Source organism: Burkholderia perseverans (genome assembly GCF_022870505.1).
GTDB lineage: Bacteria > Pseudomonadota > Gammaproteobacteria > Burkholderiales > Burkholderiaceae > Burkholderia > Burkholderia plantarii.
Genome location: NZ_CP045094.1, coordinates 2,058,436 through 2,074,100 on the forward strand (window position 1 = coordinate 2,058,436; position 15,665 = coordinate 2,074,100).

18 protein-coding genes are annotated in these 15,665 nt (G+C 69.2%); 11 read left to right on the forward strand and 7 right to left on the reverse strand.

Annotated features, from left to right (window positions below):
- The first annotated feature begins 183 nt into the window (after positions 1-183).
- Positions 184-378 (forward strand): DUF3562 domain-containing protein, encoded by a 195-nt coding sequence (locus BpN12_RS23810; RefSeq protein ID WP_246797870.1) that lies wholly within the window; start codon positions 184-186, stop codon positions 376-378.
- Positions 379-524: 146 nt separating this feature from the next.
- Here the strand turns inward: BpN12_RS23810 and BpN12_RS23815 are convergent, their stop codons facing one another.
- Both BpN12_RS23815 and BpN12_RS23820 read right to left on the reverse strand, forming a co-directional pair.
- Positions 525-1,163 carry a LysE family translocator gene (locus BpN12_RS23815; protein ID WP_246797871.1) on the reverse strand — a complete coding sequence of 213 codons (639 nt, stop codon included), beginning with the start codon at positions 1,161-1,163 and terminating at the stop codon, positions 525-527.
- A gap of 164 nt (positions 1,164-1,327) precedes the next feature.
- Positions 1,328-2,302: a GGDEF domain-containing protein gene (locus BpN12_RS23820; protein WP_246797872.1), complete on the reverse strand. Its 975-nt coding sequence runs from the start codon at positions 2,300-2,302 to the stop codon at positions 1,328-1,330.
- Positions 2,303-2,707: 405 nt separating this feature from the next.
- On the opposite strand from BpN12_RS23820, the gene BpN12_RS23825 reads away from it, so the two are divergent.
- From BpN12_RS23825 to BpN12_RS23835, 3 genes are all read left to right on the forward strand, one after another.
- A complete protein-coding gene (locus BpN12_RS23825) occupies positions 2,708-2,902 on the forward strand; it encodes a hypothetical protein (RefSeq protein WP_246797874.1) in 195 nt (64 codons plus the stop codon).
- Between the two features lie 30 nt (positions 2,903-2,932).
- Positions 2,933-5,065 (forward strand): phosphocholine-specific phospholipase C, encoded by a 2,133-nt coding sequence (locus BpN12_RS23830; RefSeq protein ID WP_246797875.1) that lies wholly within the window; start codon positions 2,933-2,935, stop codon positions 5,063-5,065.
- Positions 5,066-5,370: 305 nt separating this feature from the next.
- Positions 5,371-5,592, forward strand: a complete 222-nt coding sequence (locus tag BpN12_RS23835; RefSeq protein ID WP_425306363.1) for a hypothetical protein — start codon at positions 5,371-5,373, stop codon at positions 5,590-5,592.
- Positions 5,593-5,761: 169 nt separating this feature from the next.
- On the opposite strand, the gene BpN12_RS23840 is transcribed toward BpN12_RS23835, so the two are convergent.
- Together BpN12_RS23840 and BpN12_RS23845 are read right to left on the reverse strand one after the other, a co-directional pair.
- Positions 5,762-6,190 (reverse strand): CBS domain-containing protein, encoded by a 429-nt coding sequence (locus tag BpN12_RS23840; protein ID WP_198252336.1) that lies wholly within the window; start codon positions 6,188-6,190, stop codon positions 5,762-5,764.
- Positions 6,191-6,234: 44 nt separating this feature from the next.
- A complete protein-coding gene (locus BpN12_RS23845; RefSeq protein ID WP_246798077.1) occupies positions 6,235-6,450 on the reverse strand; it encodes a hypothetical protein in 216 nt (71 codons plus the stop codon).
- Here BpN12_RS23845 and BpN12_RS23850 point away from each other — a divergent pair.
- The 5 genes from BpN12_RS23850 to BpN12_RS23870 all read left to right on the forward strand — a co-directional run bounded on the left by BpN12_RS23850 (position 6,367) and on the right by BpN12_RS23870 (position 10,652).
- Positions 6,367-6,918, forward strand: coding sequence for a hypothetical protein (locus BpN12_RS23850; protein ID WP_246797876.1), 552 nt, complete (start codon positions 6,367-6,369; stop codon positions 6,916-6,918). The genes BpN12_RS23845 and BpN12_RS23850 overlap by 84 nt on opposite strands.
- Before the next feature lie 369 nt (positions 6,919-7,287).
- Positions 7,288-7,836 (forward strand): DUF3005 domain-containing protein, encoded by a 549-nt coding sequence (locus tag BpN12_RS23855; RefSeq protein ID WP_246797877.1) that lies wholly within the window; start codon positions 7,288-7,290, stop codon positions 7,834-7,836.
- A gap of 303 nt (positions 7,837-8,139) precedes the next feature.
- Positions 8,140-9,363, forward strand: coding sequence for a YeeE/YedE family protein (locus BpN12_RS23860; RefSeq protein ID WP_246797878.1), 1,224 nt, complete (start codon positions 8,140-8,142; stop codon positions 9,361-9,363).
- 279 nt (positions 9,364-9,642) lie between these two features.
- Complete coding sequence (locus BpN12_RS23865) at positions 9,643-10,071, forward strand: hypothetical protein (RefSeq protein ID WP_246797880.1); 429 nt, start codon at positions 9,643-9,645, stop codon at positions 10,069-10,071.
- Positions 10,068-10,652, forward strand: coding sequence for a hypothetical protein (locus tag BpN12_RS23870; protein ID WP_246797882.1), 585 nt, complete (start codon positions 10,068-10,070; stop codon positions 10,650-10,652). Before BpN12_RS23865 ends, BpN12_RS23870 begins: the two co-directional genes overlap by 4 nt.
- 52 nt (positions 10,653-10,704) lie before the next feature.
- On the opposite strand, the gene BpN12_RS23875 is transcribed toward BpN12_RS23870, so the two are convergent.
- Positions 10,705-11,208: a hypothetical protein gene (locus BpN12_RS23875; protein WP_246797884.1), complete on the reverse strand. Its 504-nt coding sequence runs from the start codon at positions 11,206-11,208 to the stop codon at positions 10,705-10,707.
- A 297-nt stretch (positions 11,209-11,505) separates the two neighbouring features.
- Between BpN12_RS23875 and thiM the strand changes: the two genes are divergently transcribed.
- Positions 11,506-12,291, forward strand: a complete 786-nt coding sequence (gene thiM / locus BpN12_RS23880; RefSeq protein ID WP_246797886.1) for a hydroxyethylthiazole kinase — start codon at positions 11,506-11,508, stop codon at positions 12,289-12,291.
- A gap of 94 nt (positions 12,292-12,385) precedes the next feature.
- Here thiM and BpN12_RS23885 read toward each other — a convergent pair whose 3' ends face one another.
- Positions 12,386-13,147: an SDR family oxidoreductase gene (locus BpN12_RS23885; protein WP_246797887.1), complete on the reverse strand. Its 762-nt coding sequence runs from the start codon at positions 13,145-13,147 to the stop codon at positions 12,386-12,388.
- A 155-nt stretch (positions 13,148-13,302) separates the two neighbouring features.
- Positions 13,303-14,496, reverse strand: a complete 1,194-nt coding sequence (locus tag BpN12_RS23890; protein WP_246797888.1) for an MFS transporter — start codon at positions 14,494-14,496, stop codon at positions 13,303-13,305.
- 142 nt (positions 14,497-14,638) lie between these two features.
- On the opposite strand from BpN12_RS23890, the gene BpN12_RS23895 reads away from it, so the two are divergent.
- Complete coding sequence (locus tag BpN12_RS23895) at positions 14,639-15,622, forward strand: LysR substrate-binding domain-containing protein (RefSeq protein ID WP_246797889.1); 984 nt, start codon at positions 14,639-14,641, stop codon at positions 15,620-15,622.
- Positions 15,623-15,665: the final 43 nt, after the last annotated feature.

Sequence of the window (15,665 nt, forward strand, 5' to 3'; positions counted from 1 at the left end):
CAGGGGCCGGGCGAGGCGGGAACATGCCGGCTACTTCGCTTATCGTGACCGAACGCCTCGTGATGATCATGCGAGAGTCATAGTTCGATTCTATTTGCGAAACGGCGTTCCGCGTCGTTCAATGACGTTCCGCACCGTGCCGTTCGCGTTGGTCCCTCCGTCCCCCCACCAGGAGCGCAACACATGGCCACACAGATCAACATCGACGAAATCGTCCAGTCGATCGCCTCTGATACCCACACGCCGAAGGAAACCGTTTCCGCCCTCTACGAGAAGACGCTCGCCGAATATCGCGACGGCGCGCGCATCCTCGACTACGTCGCGCTGCTCGCGGCCAAGCGCGTGCGCGACGACCTGCGCCGCCAGCGGCGCCACTGAATTCCGCTGTTTCCCGCTGCCTTGATCTCGCTCACCGCGGCTCGCCCGCGGCGTTCGCGCGGGCCGGTGCCAGATAGAGCACACCTCATACGAGCAGACGGACACGCGCGGCACGGTCCGTGACCGCGCGCGTTCGCTGCCGGCGCTCAGATTCCCGCGCCGCGCGCGTTCCAGATCAGCCGCAGGCCCAGCGCCGCGATCGCGCCCGCCGCGAGGCGGTCGATCACGCCGCGCGCACGCAGGTACAGCTCGCGCGGCCGGCGCGTGGAGAAGCCGAGCGCCACCACCGTGTACCAGCCGGCCTCCATCACGAACACCGCGGGCGGCAGCACCAGGTACGCCACCGTCGGCGGATGCGCGGGCAGCAGCGCCGCGAAGATGCTGCCGTACCAGATCGCCGTCTTCGGGTTGCTCAGCTGCGTGGTCAGGCCGACGCGGAACGAGCGCAGCGGCCGGCCGCCGTGGCGCGCGATATCGGCGTCGAACGTGAAACGCTGCCGCGCGCCGCGCCAGAACTGCACGGCCAGATACAGCAGGTACAGCCCGCCCGCCACCTTCAGCGCCAGATAGAGCCACGCCACCGAACTGAGCAGCGTGTAGAGCCCCGCGAGCGCCACGCAGGCGAACACGATCGCGCCCACGCCCATGCCGAGCGCGGTGGCAAGCCCGTCGCGACGCGACAGCCCGATCGCGTTGCGCGCCACCAGCACGAAGCTGGGGCCGGGAATCATCGCGCCCAGCATCAGCGCGGACAGGATGGCGACGAGTGAAGCGGCGACATGCATCGAAATCTCTCCAGGTGGGGAAGACGGCGGGACGCCGAAGCGCGGGGCTCGGCACGGGACGGCCTGATACGGGGTTCGGCGCGGGAACCGGTGCGGGTTCCCGCGCGTGATTCGGTGCGATTCGGTGCAGGTTGGTGCCGGCTCGATACAGCCCTGGTGCCCCCTCAATGCGGCGCGGCTCCCGATTTCACGCGGCTCTTGTCGGCGTACATGCGCAGGTCCGATTCGGCGAGCAGCCGGGCGACCGACGGCTCGTCGCACGGCGCGTAATCGACGTGGCCGACGCTGAAGCGGATCTCGTAAGCGAGCCCGGCCTGTTCGCTGCGCGCGCCGAGATCCTCGCGCAGCCGCTCGACCAGATCCCGCGCGTCGAGCTGTTCCGACATCACCAGCGCGACGAACTCGTCGCCGCCGAGCCGCCCGATCACGTCCATCTCGCGCAGCACGGTGGTGAGCGACTGCGCGAACAGCACCAGCGCATGGTCGCCCTCGGCATGGCCGAAACGGTCGTTGATCTGCTTGAACCCGTCGAGATCGAAGAACAGCAGCGAGGCGCGCAGGCCGCGGCGCCGGCACGCGTTCAGCGCCTGCTGGGCGAGCATCTCGAAGCCGCGGCGGTTCGACAGCGAGGTCAGCGAATCGAGCGTGGCCAGCTGCACGGCAGCCACCTCGCGCTCGGCCAGGCTCGCCAGATCCCGCAGGTGGGCCAGGTCGGCCGCGTCGATCTCGCGCGGGCGCGTATCGATCAGGCACAGCGTACCGAGATTCGTGCCGTCGGGCAGCGCGAGCGGGTGGCCCGCATAGAAGCGGATGCCGGGCGCGCCGGTGACGAGCGGGTTGTCGGCGAAGCGCGGGTCGAGCGTGGCGTCGGGGATCACCAGCGCGTCGTGCGAGAGGATCGCGTGGGCGCAGAACGAGACGTCGCGCGGCGTCTCGCGCTCCGCGAGGCCGAAGCAGCTCTTGAACCACTGGCGGTTCGCGTCGATCAGCGAGACCAGCGCGATCGGCACGTCGAAGATGCGCCGCGCCAGCCGGACGATGCGGTCGAAGCGCTCCTCGTCCGGCGTGTCGAGCAGATTCAGGCTGTGCAGCCGGGCAAGCCGCGAAGCCTCGTTGGCGGGAAGGGGGGCGATTTGCATGCGATCGGGTCTCACGATGTCGGATGGCGTGTCCGCCTGTGCGCATGGCTGTCCTGGCCGGGGAACGCGCGTGGCGGATCGATGCCGCCATCGTAGAGCATTCGCGGCAATCCCGGAATGGCCGGGAATGGTCCGGAATGCGAAGCGACGCGACGGTCGGTGCCGCAACGGCGCGTGCGGCTGCACCCGGGCGGCCGGCGAATTGTTACCGATACTTTCTTTCCGCTTTCGGTCGAATCGACCAAAAGCCGCGCCGGGCAAGGCGCGCGGAGAGAATCGCTGGGTTTCCCAACACCGCGATGTAACAATCGCGAACTATCGTCGGGGCCGCGGGCGCAAGGAGTGAGACGCCCGCCCCGGACGCGAGCCCGCGTCCGCCGGATATCCCACGACGGAGAAATCCCCATGCAGACGCCGGCACTACGGCACTTGATACTGATCGGTACGCTTGCCGCCGCGGCCTCGCTCGCCGCCTGCAACGGCGACGATTCGCAGCCGGCCGCGCCCGTGACCACGCCGCCGAAGGCGGCCTGCGGCAACGCCGCGGTCGCCACCGCGAACCTGCATTGCCCGCCCGGCTTCACGGCGCCGAAATCCTGACGTCCGACGATCCATCCATCAGGACCCGACATGGTCACCCAATCCCGACGCGATTTTCTGAAGTTCTCCGCCGGCCTGGCCGGCGCCACCGCGGCCACCACGCTGGTGCCCGAATCGATCCGCCGTGCGCTCGCGATCGAACCGGCCACCGTGACCGGCACGATCCAGGACGTGCAGCACATCGTCGTGTTCATGCAGGAGAACCGCTCGTTCGATCACTACCTCGGCCACCTGAGCGGCGTGCGCGGCTATAACGACCGCTTCCCCGTCACGCTGCCGAACGGCAAGCCGGTGTGGTTCCAGCCGCGCCAGGAGGACGCGACCAAGGTGATCGCGCCGTTCCGCTACGACACCACCAATCCGGACTGGAACGCGCAGTGCATCGGCGGCCTGCCGCATACGTGGGTCACCACGCACAGCGCGATCGACCACGGCCGCGCCGGCCAGTGGGCCGCGCAGAAGACCAACATGACGATGGGCTACCATCAGCGCGACGACGTGCCGTTCCACTACGCGCTCGCCGATGCGTTCACCGTCTGCGACCAGTACTTCTGCTCGATTCCCGGCAACACCCACCCGAACCGCATGTACCTGATGACGGGCATGGTCGATCCGCTCGCCACCGGCGGCGGTCCGCTGCTCGACAACATCGACTACATCGACAACCAGTTCGAGCCGACCCAGCTGCGCGATCCGCTGACCTGGACCACCTATCCGGAACGCCTCGAGGCGGCCGGCGTGTCGTGGCAGGTGTACCAGCAGGGCACCGACTTCGACAACTACACGGGCAACTACGGCACCAACATGCTCGCGGCGTTCCAGAACTTCGTGAACGCCCCGGCCGGCTCGTCGCTGCAGCAGCGCGGCATGAGCACGCGCAACATCGCGCAGCTGAAGGCCGACGTGCAGGCCGGCGCGCTGCCGCAGGTCTCGTGGCTGCTGCCGCCGGCCGCGTATTCGGAGCATCCGAAGTACACGCCGCTCTACGGCGCGTACTACATCTCGACGATCCTCGACGCGCTGACCTCGAACCCGGACGTCTGGAGCAAGACCGTCCTGTTCATCATGTACGACGAGAACGACGGCTTCTTCGACCACGTCGTGCCGCCGCAGGCGCCGACCTTCGTCTCGACGCCGCCCGCAAACGTCGGCGCGAGCACCGTGGACATCTCGCTCGAGCGCCACACCGTGGTGCCGGCGCAGGAAGTGGGCACCTATACCGCCGACACGCTGCCGTATGGCCTCGGGCCGCGCGTGCCGATGTTCGTGGTGTCGCCGTGGTCGAAGGGCGGCTTCGTCAGCTCGCAGGTGTTCGATCACACCTCCGTGCTGCAATTCATCGAGCAGCGCTTCGGCGTGCAGGAGCCGAACATCTCGCCGTGGCGTCGCGCCGTGTGCGGCGACCTCACGTCGACGCTCGACTTCACGAAGTCGGACGCCACCTTCCCGAACCTGCCGAGCACCACGAACTACGTCGCGCAGGCCGACCTGCAGTGCGCGCGCGCCACCACGCAGGCCGCGCCGGCCGCCAGCGCCGCGCCGGGCATCGCCGCGCAGGAGCCGGGCACGCGTCTCGCGCGTCCGACGCCCTACGAGCTGCACGTGAACGGCCAATTGACGAACGCCGGCTATACGCTCACGTTCGCGAGCGGCGGCACGCAGGGCGCGCACTTCTGGGTTTATACCAACGATTCGAGCGCCTTGCCGCGTTCGTACACGGTGGAAGCCGGCAAGCAGCTGTCCGACACCTGGACGCTCGACGCGGGCAGCGGCTACGCGATCCACGTCTACGGCCCGAACGGCTATTTCCGCCGTTTCCTCGGCTCGGCCTCGGGCGAGATCGTTGCGCATCCGGACCTGACGACCTGCTACGACGTGGCCAACGGCAACGTCTACGTGACGCTCGCCAACGCCGGCACGCAGCCGATGACGGTAACCGCCACCGATCTCGCCTACGGCCAGGCGCCGCGCACGCTGACGGTGCCGGCCGGGCAGAGCGTGGAAGCGCATTGGGATCTGTCGTGCAACGGCCAGTGGTACGACCTGCAGTTCACGATCCCCGACAACCCGTCATGGCTGCGCCGCATCGCCGGGCGCGTCGAGAACGGCAAGGTGACCACCACCGACCCGGCGGCCACCACGCCCGTCACGACGGCGATCTGAGCGCCTGACGCGCAACGTCGCCGAATGCCGCACGACCGACCGGGCAGTGCGCCGATTGGTCGTGCGGATTCGACCCTTCGATGCAATTTCGCCCGCGCCGCGTCGCGCGACGGCAGGCGGCGTTGCAGGAATCCCACACCCGAGCCCGCTCCCGCCGGCCTTCCCGGCCCGTGGCAGCGGGCTCGCGTCGTGTTGGGCCGGTTTTGCGTCGGCTCCGGTCGGGTCGTGTCCCTCGGACTAGGTGTAATCCCTAGGTAAAAACCCTAGGCTGCGATAGAATGACGCCCTCAAAGGAGGATTGAGGGATGATGCCTCACCGTTTTGTCGTACTTGAAAAGATTGCTTTCTCGCTGGTCGTGATGTCCGCTGTCGCCTGTACCGCCTTCATTACCTACGAACGCTGCCCCGACGACGTGCGCGACGCGCTCGACGCGGGCAAGGACGTGCTGGCCATGAGCGCGGCCGGTTATTCGATCGCCTGCGCGTCGGCCGATCCGAACGCCTGCATCGGCCTGCCCACGTACTGATCCCGCGCCACGCCGGCGCCGTAGCCGGCTTCGATTGCGCCGCAACGGCTACCGCCTCGCCGACCGCAAACGGTTGCCGCCGCCGCGGTTGCCGCCATCATCGCGGCGGCCACGCCGGGATCCGTCGCTCCCCCGTTCGCGTCATCCCGCGTCACGTATCAGCCGCGCGTCATTGACCCGGCTGCGAGACGCGTTCGAGCGTGTTCGCCAGTTCGTCCTGCGAGGCGCCCTGGGCGCGCGTGGCGATATCGCCGAGCGACAGCATCCCCACCAGCTGGCCGCCGGCCGTGACCACCGGCGTCCGGCGGATTCGCGCCTCGGCCATGCGCTGCTGGACCGCGTCGAGATCGTCATGTTCGCGGCAGCAGACCGGCCGCTTCGTCGCGATCTCGCCGATCGCCGTGTCGGGGCCGACGTCGTCGGCGAGCACGCGCACCGTCAGATCGCGATCGGTCACGATGCCGACGATGCGCCCGCGATCGCACACCGGCAGCGCACCCACGTCGTAATGCGCCATCCGCTGCGCCGCGTGCCGTACCGTGTCGTTCGGCGCGATCGATACCACGTCGCGCGACATCACATCCGCTACTCGAATCATTCGTTGTCCTCCGTTTGACGTTGTCTGCGGCGGTAGTGCGCAATTCACGTGCCGGCCGTCAGGCGGGCGCGGCGCACGCCGCTTTCTCCGATGTTCGGCTTCGGCTGCCGCGCGGCACGGCGCTTGCGTGCTTCACGAGCGACGGCGCATGCGCCCGATCCCGAGAGGAGAACATCATGACGATGATCGTGACAGGCAACTTCCAGACTTTCGCCGATGCGGAAACGTCCCGGCGCCGCTTGATGGATCGACAGTTCCAACGCGACGACGTGTCGATCTTCTTCCTGAATCCGCACGGCCAGCACGGCCGCTTTCCGATCGGCGGCGACGTGTACGCCGATACGGCCGCCAAGCCGGGCGGGCGCGGCGCGATCGCCGGCACGGTGCGGGGCGTGGCGGTCGGCCTGCTGCTCGGGCTGCTGGTCTATGCGATCTGGCACACGCCGTGGTGGGTGCCCGCGGCGACGACGCTGCTCGGCGCCTATCTGGGCGCGTTCAGCGGCGCGCTGGCAGGCATGCGCGGGCGCGCCGAGGAGGGCAAGGGCACGCTCGAACGCACCGAACACGGCGTGGTGCTGGCCGCGCACGTGAACGAGAGCAATGCCACCGCGGCCGAGGAAATCCTGCGCTCGACCGGGGCGATGTCGGTCGAGCGCGTGGACGGCGAATGGCGCGATGGCCGCTGGCAGGACTTCGACCCGATCCGCAGGCCCGACGAGGCGGCCTGATGCGTGCTGGCGGTGGTTTGACCTCAGCGGTCCGGCGTTGCCGTGCCTCGGCATGCGCCCGGGACGCGGGGTCGAATGAACGTGGCGGACGAGAAAGATTTGCAATCGCGATGTAGCGATTGCCGGCATGGCGCCGCGTCGTCGTGCGCGGCCGCCCACACGCCCGCATCAGGGGCCCGAAGGCCGGCACGCATGTTGCATGAATCCGGGGACTCGCCCGTGACGAACGCCGGGGAGGGACGGCTTGTCGATGCGCCGGTTACTTGCTTGTGCGTGCCGTCAGCGGTCCTTCGCCGTCGTCGACGGCCCAGCCCACCCAATGCCAGAAAACGTCGTCGGGCCCGACCGGCGGCGCGGCAAGGAGCCCTTATGCCTGAACAACCCGTCAAATCGAACACCTATCCGCAGCAACAGCACGAAAAGGCCGGCCAGAGCCCGGTGAAGACGCCGGCGGCCGGCAAGGACCAGCCCGATGCCGGCACGCAGGCGGCCGGCTTCGCGAACAAGCAGACGCCGGAGTCGATCGCGGGCAAGACGCCCACCGGGCTGCCGCCGATCGAACGCGGTCATCGCGGCGAGCAGCACGACGACCCGGTGCGCCGCGCCGCCGAGCGCATCACCTCGCTCGACAACGCCAACATGGCGACCACCGACAACTCGGTGGACGTGGACGGCAAGGGCCTGGAGGCGCGCCGCGAAGCGTCGCCGCTGCAGGACAACGTGATCCATTCGAACGCCTCGCTCGACGACGCCACCAGCCCGCCCGCCGAGGGGCTCGGCGGCATCGACAGCCAGCCGCCCGCGGAAGTGACCGCGCGGCCCGGCTGGCACGTGAAAAATCGCGGCACCGTGACCGTCGAACGTACCAACGGCGAGCGCGCCGAGCGGGTGTTCAGCTTCGAGCGTTCGTCGCACTGAATCTGGCGGCCGGCTTGCGGGCCGGCTCGCATGAGCGCACCGCGACCGGTCGCCCGGCCGGCGCGGCGGTGCCGATCCCCTCGTCACAGTGCGGATTTCGTTTCGTGCTACGCTTGCGTCCGGCTCACGCCTGACCGGGTGGCCCGTGATCGCGCCCGGCGCGATGTCCGCCGGTTCAGCATGCCGATTTATCCGATCGGTGTCCTGAACAAGCGCGCGGATCCCGCGATTCATCCCCTCGCGCCACGTCTTCCGACCGCGTCAGCCCGGTTTTTCCTTCCGTCACGTTTCGTTTCTCCGCTCATGTCGACTCTGCCTTCGTCGCCGGTACGCGCTCCGCGTGTGCTCGACTCCATCAATCCGAAATCGCTCGGCTTCGCGCTGCTGCTCGTCGCGCTCGGCGCCGTCTATCTCGCGCAGGCCGTCAGCCTCCGGCAGGCCGCGCTGTATCTGGTCGGCGCGCTGCTCGGAATGACGCTCTATCACGCCGCGTTCGGCTTCACGTCCGCGTGGCGCGTGTTCATCGCCGACCGCCGCGGCGCCGGCCTGCGCGCGCAGATGCTGATGCTCGCGATCGGCGTGCTGCTGTTCTTTCCCGCGCTGTCGGCCGGCACGCTGTTCGGCCAGCCGGTGACCGGGCTCGTCTCGCCGGCCGGCACCTCGGTGATCGTCGGCGCGTTCCTGTTCGGCGTCGGCATGCAGCTCGGCGGCGGCTGCGCCTCGGGCACGCTCTACACGGTGGGCGGCGGCAGCACGCGCATGATCGTCACGCTGCTCGCGTTCGTGGTGGGCTCGGTGGTGGCCACCGCGCACATGCCGTTCTGGACCTCGATGCCGCAACTGAAGCCCGTCTCGCTGGTCCACGCGCTCGGCGTGCTGCCCGCGCTCGTGTTGAATCTCGCGGTGTTCGCCGTGATCGCCGCGCTGACCGTCACGTTCGAGAAGCGCCGCCACGGCGCGCTGGTGCGCGAGACGCGCGCGCCGCATACGTCGCCGTGGCTGCATGGCCCGTGGCCGCTGCTGGCCGGCGCCGTCGCGCTCGCCGTGCTCAACTTCGCCACGCTCGCGCTGTCGGGGCGGCCGTGGGGCGTGACCTCCGCGTTCGCGCTGTGGGGCGCGAAGGGCTTCGCCGCGCTCGGCATCGACGTCGCGAGCTGGAAGTACTGGCTGGCCGGCCCCAACGCCGCCGCGCTCGCCGCGCCGGCCAGCCACGACGTGACCACCGTGATGGACGTCGGCATCATCCTCGGCGCGATGGCCGCCGCCTCGCTGGCCGGCCGCTACGCGCCCGTCTGGCGCGTGCCGCTGCGCTCGCTGATCGCCGCCGTGGCGGGCGGGCTGCTGCTCGGCTACGGCGCGCGGCTCGCCTATGGCTGCAACATCGGCGCGTATTTCAGCGGGATCGTGTCAGGCAGCCTGCATGGCTGGCTGTGGCTCGTCTGCGCATTCGCCGGCAACGTGCTCGGCACCCGGCTGCGCCCGTGGTTCGGCCTCGAGGTGGAGCGCGTGAAGAACACCGGCTGCTGAATTTGCCGGACGCGGCTGCCTGACGGCGCGCGATTCACCCGCCACGCGCGATGCTCCGGCAATGGAGGTCGCGCGTTTTTCATTGGCGCGCCGCGGGATGCTTTCGGTCCAGCCGATGGGCGGGGCGGCCCATCATCCGCGCCGGGCGCCGGTTCACGGCCGGTGGCTTTCTGCTACATTACGCCTCGCGCCGATTGCAACGACGGCGCACGGGCCGCGCTGCCGCCGCCGGCGCGTGGCGTCCGATCAGAACGACATTCATCCGCTGAGAGAACAACCATGATCCAACAGGCAGTCCGGCTCGCATCGGCCGGCGCGGTGCTGGCCGCATCGGTGGCGTTGCTGTCGCCCGTCGCGCACGCGGCCGGTCCGGCAGTCAAGAAGGTCAAGCTCGTCGAACTCTATTCGCGCTACGCACACGACAACCAGTCGGTCACCGGCCTGCCCGAGTACGGCGACGACAAGCGCATCCTGTTCACGGCCGTGGTGGTCGAGCAGTCGCAAGGGTTCACCGGCAACACGCTGCTGGTGGCCGGCGATCCGTCGCGGCCCGATGAACCGCTCGCGCGCCTGACCGGCTACGACGACAAGGAAACGCGGAAGATGGCGGCGCTGCCGGTGGGCGCGAAGTTCAGCGCGATTTGCGCGATCGCGCTCACCTCGGGCACCGACTTCCTGGCCCTGCAGGATTGCGTGGTGAAGCGATGAGCGCGCCGCTGAGGTTCCGTGTGGCCGCCGCGCTGGGCGGCGTGGTGCTGGCCTGCGCGGCGCCGGCCGCCCATGCGGCCGCGAAGGCCGGCCCGCATGCGCTGATCGAGCAGCTGGTGCAATGCCGCGCGTCGCTCGACGATCTGGCCGGCTTCAACGACAGTGTCGACGCGCATGCCGTGGGCTTTCCCGAGGCGAAGGACATCCCCGGCACGTCCGGCCCGGTGTGGACCGTCAAGCCGGCCGTGAGCGCGCTCGGCGTCAGTTCCGACACCGTGCTGTTGAACAGCCGCAGCAGCGTGTTCGTGGTGGTGGCCTCGCCGCACGCCGCCGACGACGTGCTCGCGCTCGGCAAGCGCGAGGGCCTGGACGTGGAGATGAAGATGGACGGCTACGCGATCGTGCGCAAGGATCTGGACCAGCGTGCCAAGCGCGCGTTCAACATCGACGCCGGGCACTACGCGGCCGGCTGCGTCTACGACGAGGACGCGTTCGACGCGGCACGCGCCGCGCGCAACAATGCGACGCCGCAGCGCCGCGCGCAGAAGAAGACGCTGGAGAAGGCGCTGCAAGGGCAATGAGGCGAAGCGCGGCGAGGGTGGTTTGAGGCGATGCCGCCGGCTTGGTCGGCGCTTAGTCGGGACGCTCGAAATCGCGGTTGATCCAGCGCGTCGCGCTTGCCTTGTCGAGGCGGAAGCCGGCCTGCACGGTGGCCTGCCCGAGCTGCTCGCCGGCTTCGTCGAACGCTTTCAGCACGGCGTAGGGTTCGTCGTCGTCGGGCACGATGTCGAGCGTCACCGACACCGCGCGCGCCTCCACATGCACCGTCACTTCCTTGTGCAGCATCGCCTCGCGTTGCTGCTCGTGGCGGCGCAGCACTTCCGACACGGTTTTCACCAGCGTGCGGAACGCCGCCGAGTCGAGCGGCTTCGGATTCTTCTTGTCGCGCCCCATCGTCCAGGGGCCGACCAGCGCCGGCTCGGCCTCGCCGTCCTTGATCATCGCGACGGCCCAGCCGTCGTCGTCCTCGTTCTTGATCACGCGCGCCGTCCAGCCGTTGTCGTGCCAGAGGCCGTCCTCGTGGATCGGGTTGTCGTCCTGGGCTGCGTCGTCGGTGTCGGTGAGATGGTCGGTCATGAGGCTTCGGGCTTGAGGTCGGGGGCTGGGGTGGGCGGGTATTGTAAACGTTTCGATGGGCGGGAATGGGGCGGGGTGACGCGGGGGATGGGCGGGGGAGTGGTGAATCCTGGTTCCGCGGATCCGGGATTCCGTATGTGAGGCAGGTTAAGACTCCGACCTAGATGTGGAATCGCTCCGGGTAAAGCAGCGCAAACTGCGTCATCGCACTTTCCAATCGTGTCGGGAGCCGGCCAGCTTGGCGATGACGTTGAGCGGAGCCTGTCCGAACCTTTCGACGCTTTTCAGGGGATCCACATGACTCCGCAACTTTCATGGGCCGACGCAGCGGTGCGTACCGAACTGGCGGCACTGCAACGGGCACAACCGTTCGTCTACGGACTGACCAACTACATTGCGGCCAACCTCAGTGCAAACGTGCTGCTGGCCGTGGGAGCTGCACCCGCGATTGGCCCCGCGCTCGACTGGCCGACCCGCTTCGCCGCCGCAGCAGCCGGGATGTGGATCAACGGCGCCGCGCTGATCAGCAGCGCGCCGGACACGCTCAAGGCGGCCGCCCGGTCGGCACACGAAGCGGGTACGCCGTGGGTGCTCGATCCGGTGGCGTTCGGGGCGGGCAGCCCCGAGTACGACGCGGCCATCCACGGGCTGCTGCGCTACAAGCCGACGGCGATTCGCGGCAATGCCAGCGAACTGATCGCACTCGCGGGCGGCAAGGCCGGTGCCAAAGGCGTGGAAAGCACCGCGCGCTCCGACGAGGCGATCGCGGTGATCAAGGGCTTCGCGAAAGAGAGCGGTGCGGTGATCGCTGTCAGCGGGGAGGTGGATTACGTGACCAACGGGGAGGCGCTGGTTGCCATCAGCGGCGGCGACGCGCGCCTCACCCGTGTCACCGGCGCCGGCTGCGCGCTTGGCGCGCTGATCGCGGGCCTGCTCGCGAATGCACGCTCGCCGCTCGAGGCCACGGCCGCGGCGCACGCGATTTACAAGGTTGCGGCGGAACGCGCGGCATCGGCACGCGGCACCGGCTCGTTCGCCGTGGCGTTTGTCGATGAACTGTCGTTGCTTGATCCGGCAGATTGAGGGAGGGCGCGGCGTGCATTTGCTGCCGTGCAAGCGCCTTGGAGGTGGGCCGTCTCGATAGTGGCGCCGTCGTGCTCGCTATCAGAGCCTCCTCTCACTTCCCCCCCGTCGCATCGAGAAACGTCCCCGTCACGAACGACGCCTCCGCGCTCGCCAGCCACAGAATTGCCCGCGCCACTTCCTCCGGTTGCCCGCCGCGTCCCATCGGGATCGAATCCTTCACGCGGTCCACGCGTCCCGGCTCGCCGCCGCTGGCGTGCATGTCGGTGTAGATGTGCCCGGGCCGCACGCAGTTCACACGTATTCCGTCGCGCGCCACCTCCTTGGCGAAGCCGGTCGTGAACGTTTCAATGGCTCCTTTCGAGGCTGCGTAATCGACGTATTCATTGGGACTACCGAGCCGGGCCGATGCCGACGAGACGTTGATCACGGCGCCGCCGCGCCCGTTATAACGATAGGCCATCCGCTTCACCGCCTGCTGCGCGCAGAGCATGGGGCCGATCGCATTCACGGCGAATACGCGCTGCATGCGCTCGAAGCCGAGATCTTCCAGGCGTGACTGCCGCGCGATGATCGCGGCGTTGTTCACGAGCACGTCGATCCGGCCGAATTCGCGGTCGATCGCGGTAAACAGCCCGGCGACCTGCTCCGGGTCCGCGCTGTCGGCCCGCACGGGCAAGGCCCGTCGCCCGTGTGCTGTCACGTCGGCGGCCACACCGAGGGCGGCCGCTTCATCGGAGACGAAACTGATCGCCACGTCGTAACCGCGCGCGGCGGCCAGCCGTGCGGTGGCCGCGCCCACGCCGCGGCTGCCTCCCGTGATCAGGATCAACGGCGCCTGCGAAACGGAACTCATTGGGTGAACCTCCTGTTGATGATGCGATGACGATGCGGGCCGGCCATGACGAACGGTGCCCGATGAATCGATGCCGAGCCAGCGCCGCGCCGCCCGGCGATTTCACGACCCGCTCGGCGAACTCTCCGACCCACACGCGCTACCCACGCCACAATTCAAGCCGCGCGCAAATGCCGGCGCAGCATCAACGCCAGCGGCAGCACGGCCAGCGCGGTGGCCGCGGTCGCGAACGTGGCACCGTGGACGCCGACCCGGTCGCCGAGGAACGCGTAGGCAATCGGGGAGAGCGCGCCCGACGCGATCGTGCCGGTGTAGAACAGCGCGAACGCACGCTCGGTGTGTTCGACCGGCGTCAGCTCGGGCACGGTGCCGTAGAGCACGGACGACGTACCGTTGAGCATCATGCCGAGCAGCGGCAGCAGCACCATGGCCGGCGCCAGCGGCAGCCAGATCACGGCGAGGATCAGCGCGGCCGTGCCGCCTTCGGTCGCGAGCACGGTGCCGATCACGCCCATCCGCGCGCCGAGCCAGCCGCAGGCGAACTTGCCGGCGGCCCCGCCGATGAACACGAGCGCGAGCGCGGTGCCCATCATCGACGGCGAGATGCCTTTGCCCTTCATCAGGAACGGCAGGAACGTGAGCAGCCCCATCCGCACGGCCGTGTCGAGCACGCCGATCGTGAACAGCAGCGAGAAGCCGCTGCGCGCGCCGCCGTCGCGACGGCTCGCGGTGCCTTCGACGGCCGCCTGGCCTCTCGGTATCGTGGGGAGAAAAAGTGCAATCAATGCCGCCACCGCCACGCCGATCACCGACACGCCCCACAGCGCGTGGCGCCACGGCATGACGGTGACCATCAGCGAGATGGCGGCCGGCAGCGCGGATTTTCCAAGGTCGCCCGAGAAGTTGTAGAGGCTGAGCGGCCCGCGGGCGTCGCGCCCGTACACGCGCGAGACGGCGCCCGAGGCAAGCGGATGCTGCGTGCTCGAGCCGCTCCCGGAGAGCGCGAGCGCCGCGCACAGGCCGAACAGCGTGCCCGACATGCCGGCCACGGCGTAGCCGAGCGCGGCCAGCAGCGTGCCGAGCGCGAGCGTGGCGCGCGTGCCGAGGCGCCGCGCGAGCCAGCCGGCGGGCAGCTGCAGCGTGGCCATGGTGCCGGCGTAGATCGCGCGCAGGGCGGCCAGCGCGCCGTAGCCGAGCCCGAAATCGGCCTGCCAGACCGGCAGCAGCGCATAGATCATGTCGGTATAGCCGTCGTGCAGCGCATGCGCCGTGCAGGAGAGCCACAACACGCGCGAACGCGAGGCGGTGGCTGGTTGCGCGGCCAGGGAAGAGAGGGAAGAACGTGTCATCGGACAGTCGAAGCGCGGCGCCGCATGGGCGCCCGCACGTGTATCGGGTGAGTGGACAGGGCTAGTCTAGGGATGCCGGTTACCCGCCACAACTGACGTAAAATTGAGTCAGACGGGAGAAAAAGTCACGGATGAGTCACGGATGAACACCACCAAGCGCGTCATCAAGGAAGCGGACCGGCTGCCGCCATTGAATGCGTTGCGGCACTTCGAGGCGGTGGCGCGGCTCGGCAGCTTCGCGGCCGCGGCCAGCGACCTGCACGTCACGCACTGGGCGGTCGGCAAGCAGATCCGCCTGCTGGAGGACTGGTTCGGCGTGCCGCTGTTCGAGCGCCGCGCGCGCGGCGTGGTGCCGACCGACGAAGGCGTGGCGCTGCTCAACGACGTGAACGGCGCGTTCGCGCGCCTGAGCAGCTCGGTCACGCGGCTGCGCCACGAGTCCGCCACGCGGCGCATCACGGGCGTGGTGCGCGTGAACGCGCTGGCGAGCTTCGCCTTGTGCTGGCTGATACCGCGGCTCGCGGATTTCCAGGCGCGCTACCCCGATATCGAAGTACGGCTCTCCACCACCTCGCGCAAGCTGCGCTATGTCGGCGATGCGTTCGACGTGGGCGTGCGCTCGGGTCCCGAGCACGCGGCGGGCCTCGTATCGACCACGCTGATGCCCGATCTGCGCCTGCCGGCCTGCAACCCGGCAGTGCTGCTGAGCCATCCGATCCGCAGCGTCGACGACCTGCGCCACCATACGCTGCTGCACTCCACGAGCACGCGCACGGCCTGGTCCGACTGGTTGCGGCAGGCCGGCTCGCCGGGCCTGCAGGGCGCCCGGCATCTGGCCTTCGATCACGTGTTCCTGCAACTGGGCGCGGCCACCGAAGGGCTCGGCGTGGCGCTGGCCTCGCTGCCGCTGATCGAGCGCGAGATCGCGGCGGGGCGGCTGGTCTGTCCGATCTCGGAGCCGGCATGGCGCGGCCCCGACTACACGCTGGTGGTGAACACCGATCGCACCGGCGACGACGCGGTCATGGCCTTCCGGCAGTGGATCGTGGCGGCGGCGCAGCACGAGGCGGAGCCGGTGCGAAGCGAGGCCGCGCCGCGTGCGAAGCGAGCGCGTCGCAAGACGTGACCGCCGGGGATCGCTCGAAGTCGGGCCTACGCAACCTGGTTAC

Coding starts and splice junctions, on each gene's coding strand:
- BpN12_RS23840 (WP_198252336.1), bottom strand. CDS start 6,190: ATGATTCGAGTAGCGGATGTGATGTCGCGCGACGTGGTATCGATCGCG.
- BpN12_RS23890 (WP_246797888.1), bottom strand. CDS start 14,496: ATGACACGTTCTTCCCTCTCTTCCCTGGCCGCGCAACCAGCCACCGCC.
- BpN12_RS23850 (WP_246797876.1), top strand. CDS start 6,367: ATGACGATGATCGTGACAGGCAACTTCCAGACTTTCGCCGATGCGGAA.
- BpN12_RS23870 (WP_246797882.1), top strand. CDS start 10,068: ATGAGCGCGCCGCTGAGGTTCCGTGTGGCCGCCGCGCTGGGCGGCGTG.
- BpN12_RS23815 (WP_246797871.1), bottom strand. CDS start 1,163: ATGCATGTCGCCGCTTCACTCGTCGCCATCCTGTCCGCGCTGATGCTG.
- thiM (WP_246797886.1), top strand. CDS start 11,506: ATGACTCCGCAACTTTCATGGGCCGACGCAGCGGTGCGTACCGAACTG.
- BpN12_RS23860 (WP_246797878.1), top strand. CDS start 8,140: ATGTCGACTCTGCCTTCGTCGCCGGTACGCGCTCCGCGTGTGCTCGAC.
- BpN12_RS23825 (WP_246797874.1), top strand. CDS start 2,708: ATGCAGACGCCGGCACTACGGCACTTGATACTGATCGGTACGCTTGCC.
- BpN12_RS23895 (WP_246797889.1), top strand. CDS start 14,639: ATGAACACCACCAAGCGCGTCATCAAGGAAGCGGACCGGCTGCCGCCA.
- BpN12_RS23830 (WP_246797875.1), top strand. CDS start 2,933: ATGGTCACCCAATCCCGACGCGATTTTCTGAAGTTCTCCGCCGGCCTG.
- BpN12_RS23885 (WP_246797887.1), bottom strand. CDS start 13,147: ATGAGTTCCGTTTCGCAGGCGCCGTTGATCCTGATCACGGGAGGCAGC.
- BpN12_RS23875 (WP_246797884.1), bottom strand. CDS start 11,208: ATGACCGACCATCTCACCGACACCGACGACGCAGCCCAGGACGACAAC.
- BpN12_RS23810 (WP_246797870.1), top strand. CDS start 184: ATGGCCACACAGATCAACATCGACGAAATCGTCCAGTCGATCGCCTCT.
- BpN12_RS23865 (WP_246797880.1), top strand. CDS start 9,643: ATGATCCAACAGGCAGTCCGGCTCGCATCGGCCGGCGCGGTGCTGGCC.
- BpN12_RS23835 (WP_425306363.1), top strand. CDS start 5,371: ATGATGCCTCACCGTTTTGTCGTACTTGAAAAGATTGCTTTCTCGCTG.
- BpN12_RS23855 (WP_246797877.1), top strand. CDS start 7,288: ATGCCTGAACAACCCGTCAAATCGAACACCTATCCGCAGCAACAGCAC.
- BpN12_RS23820 (WP_246797872.1), bottom strand. CDS start 2,302: ATGCAAATCGCCCCCCTTCCCGCCAACGAGGCTTCGCGGCTTGCCCGG.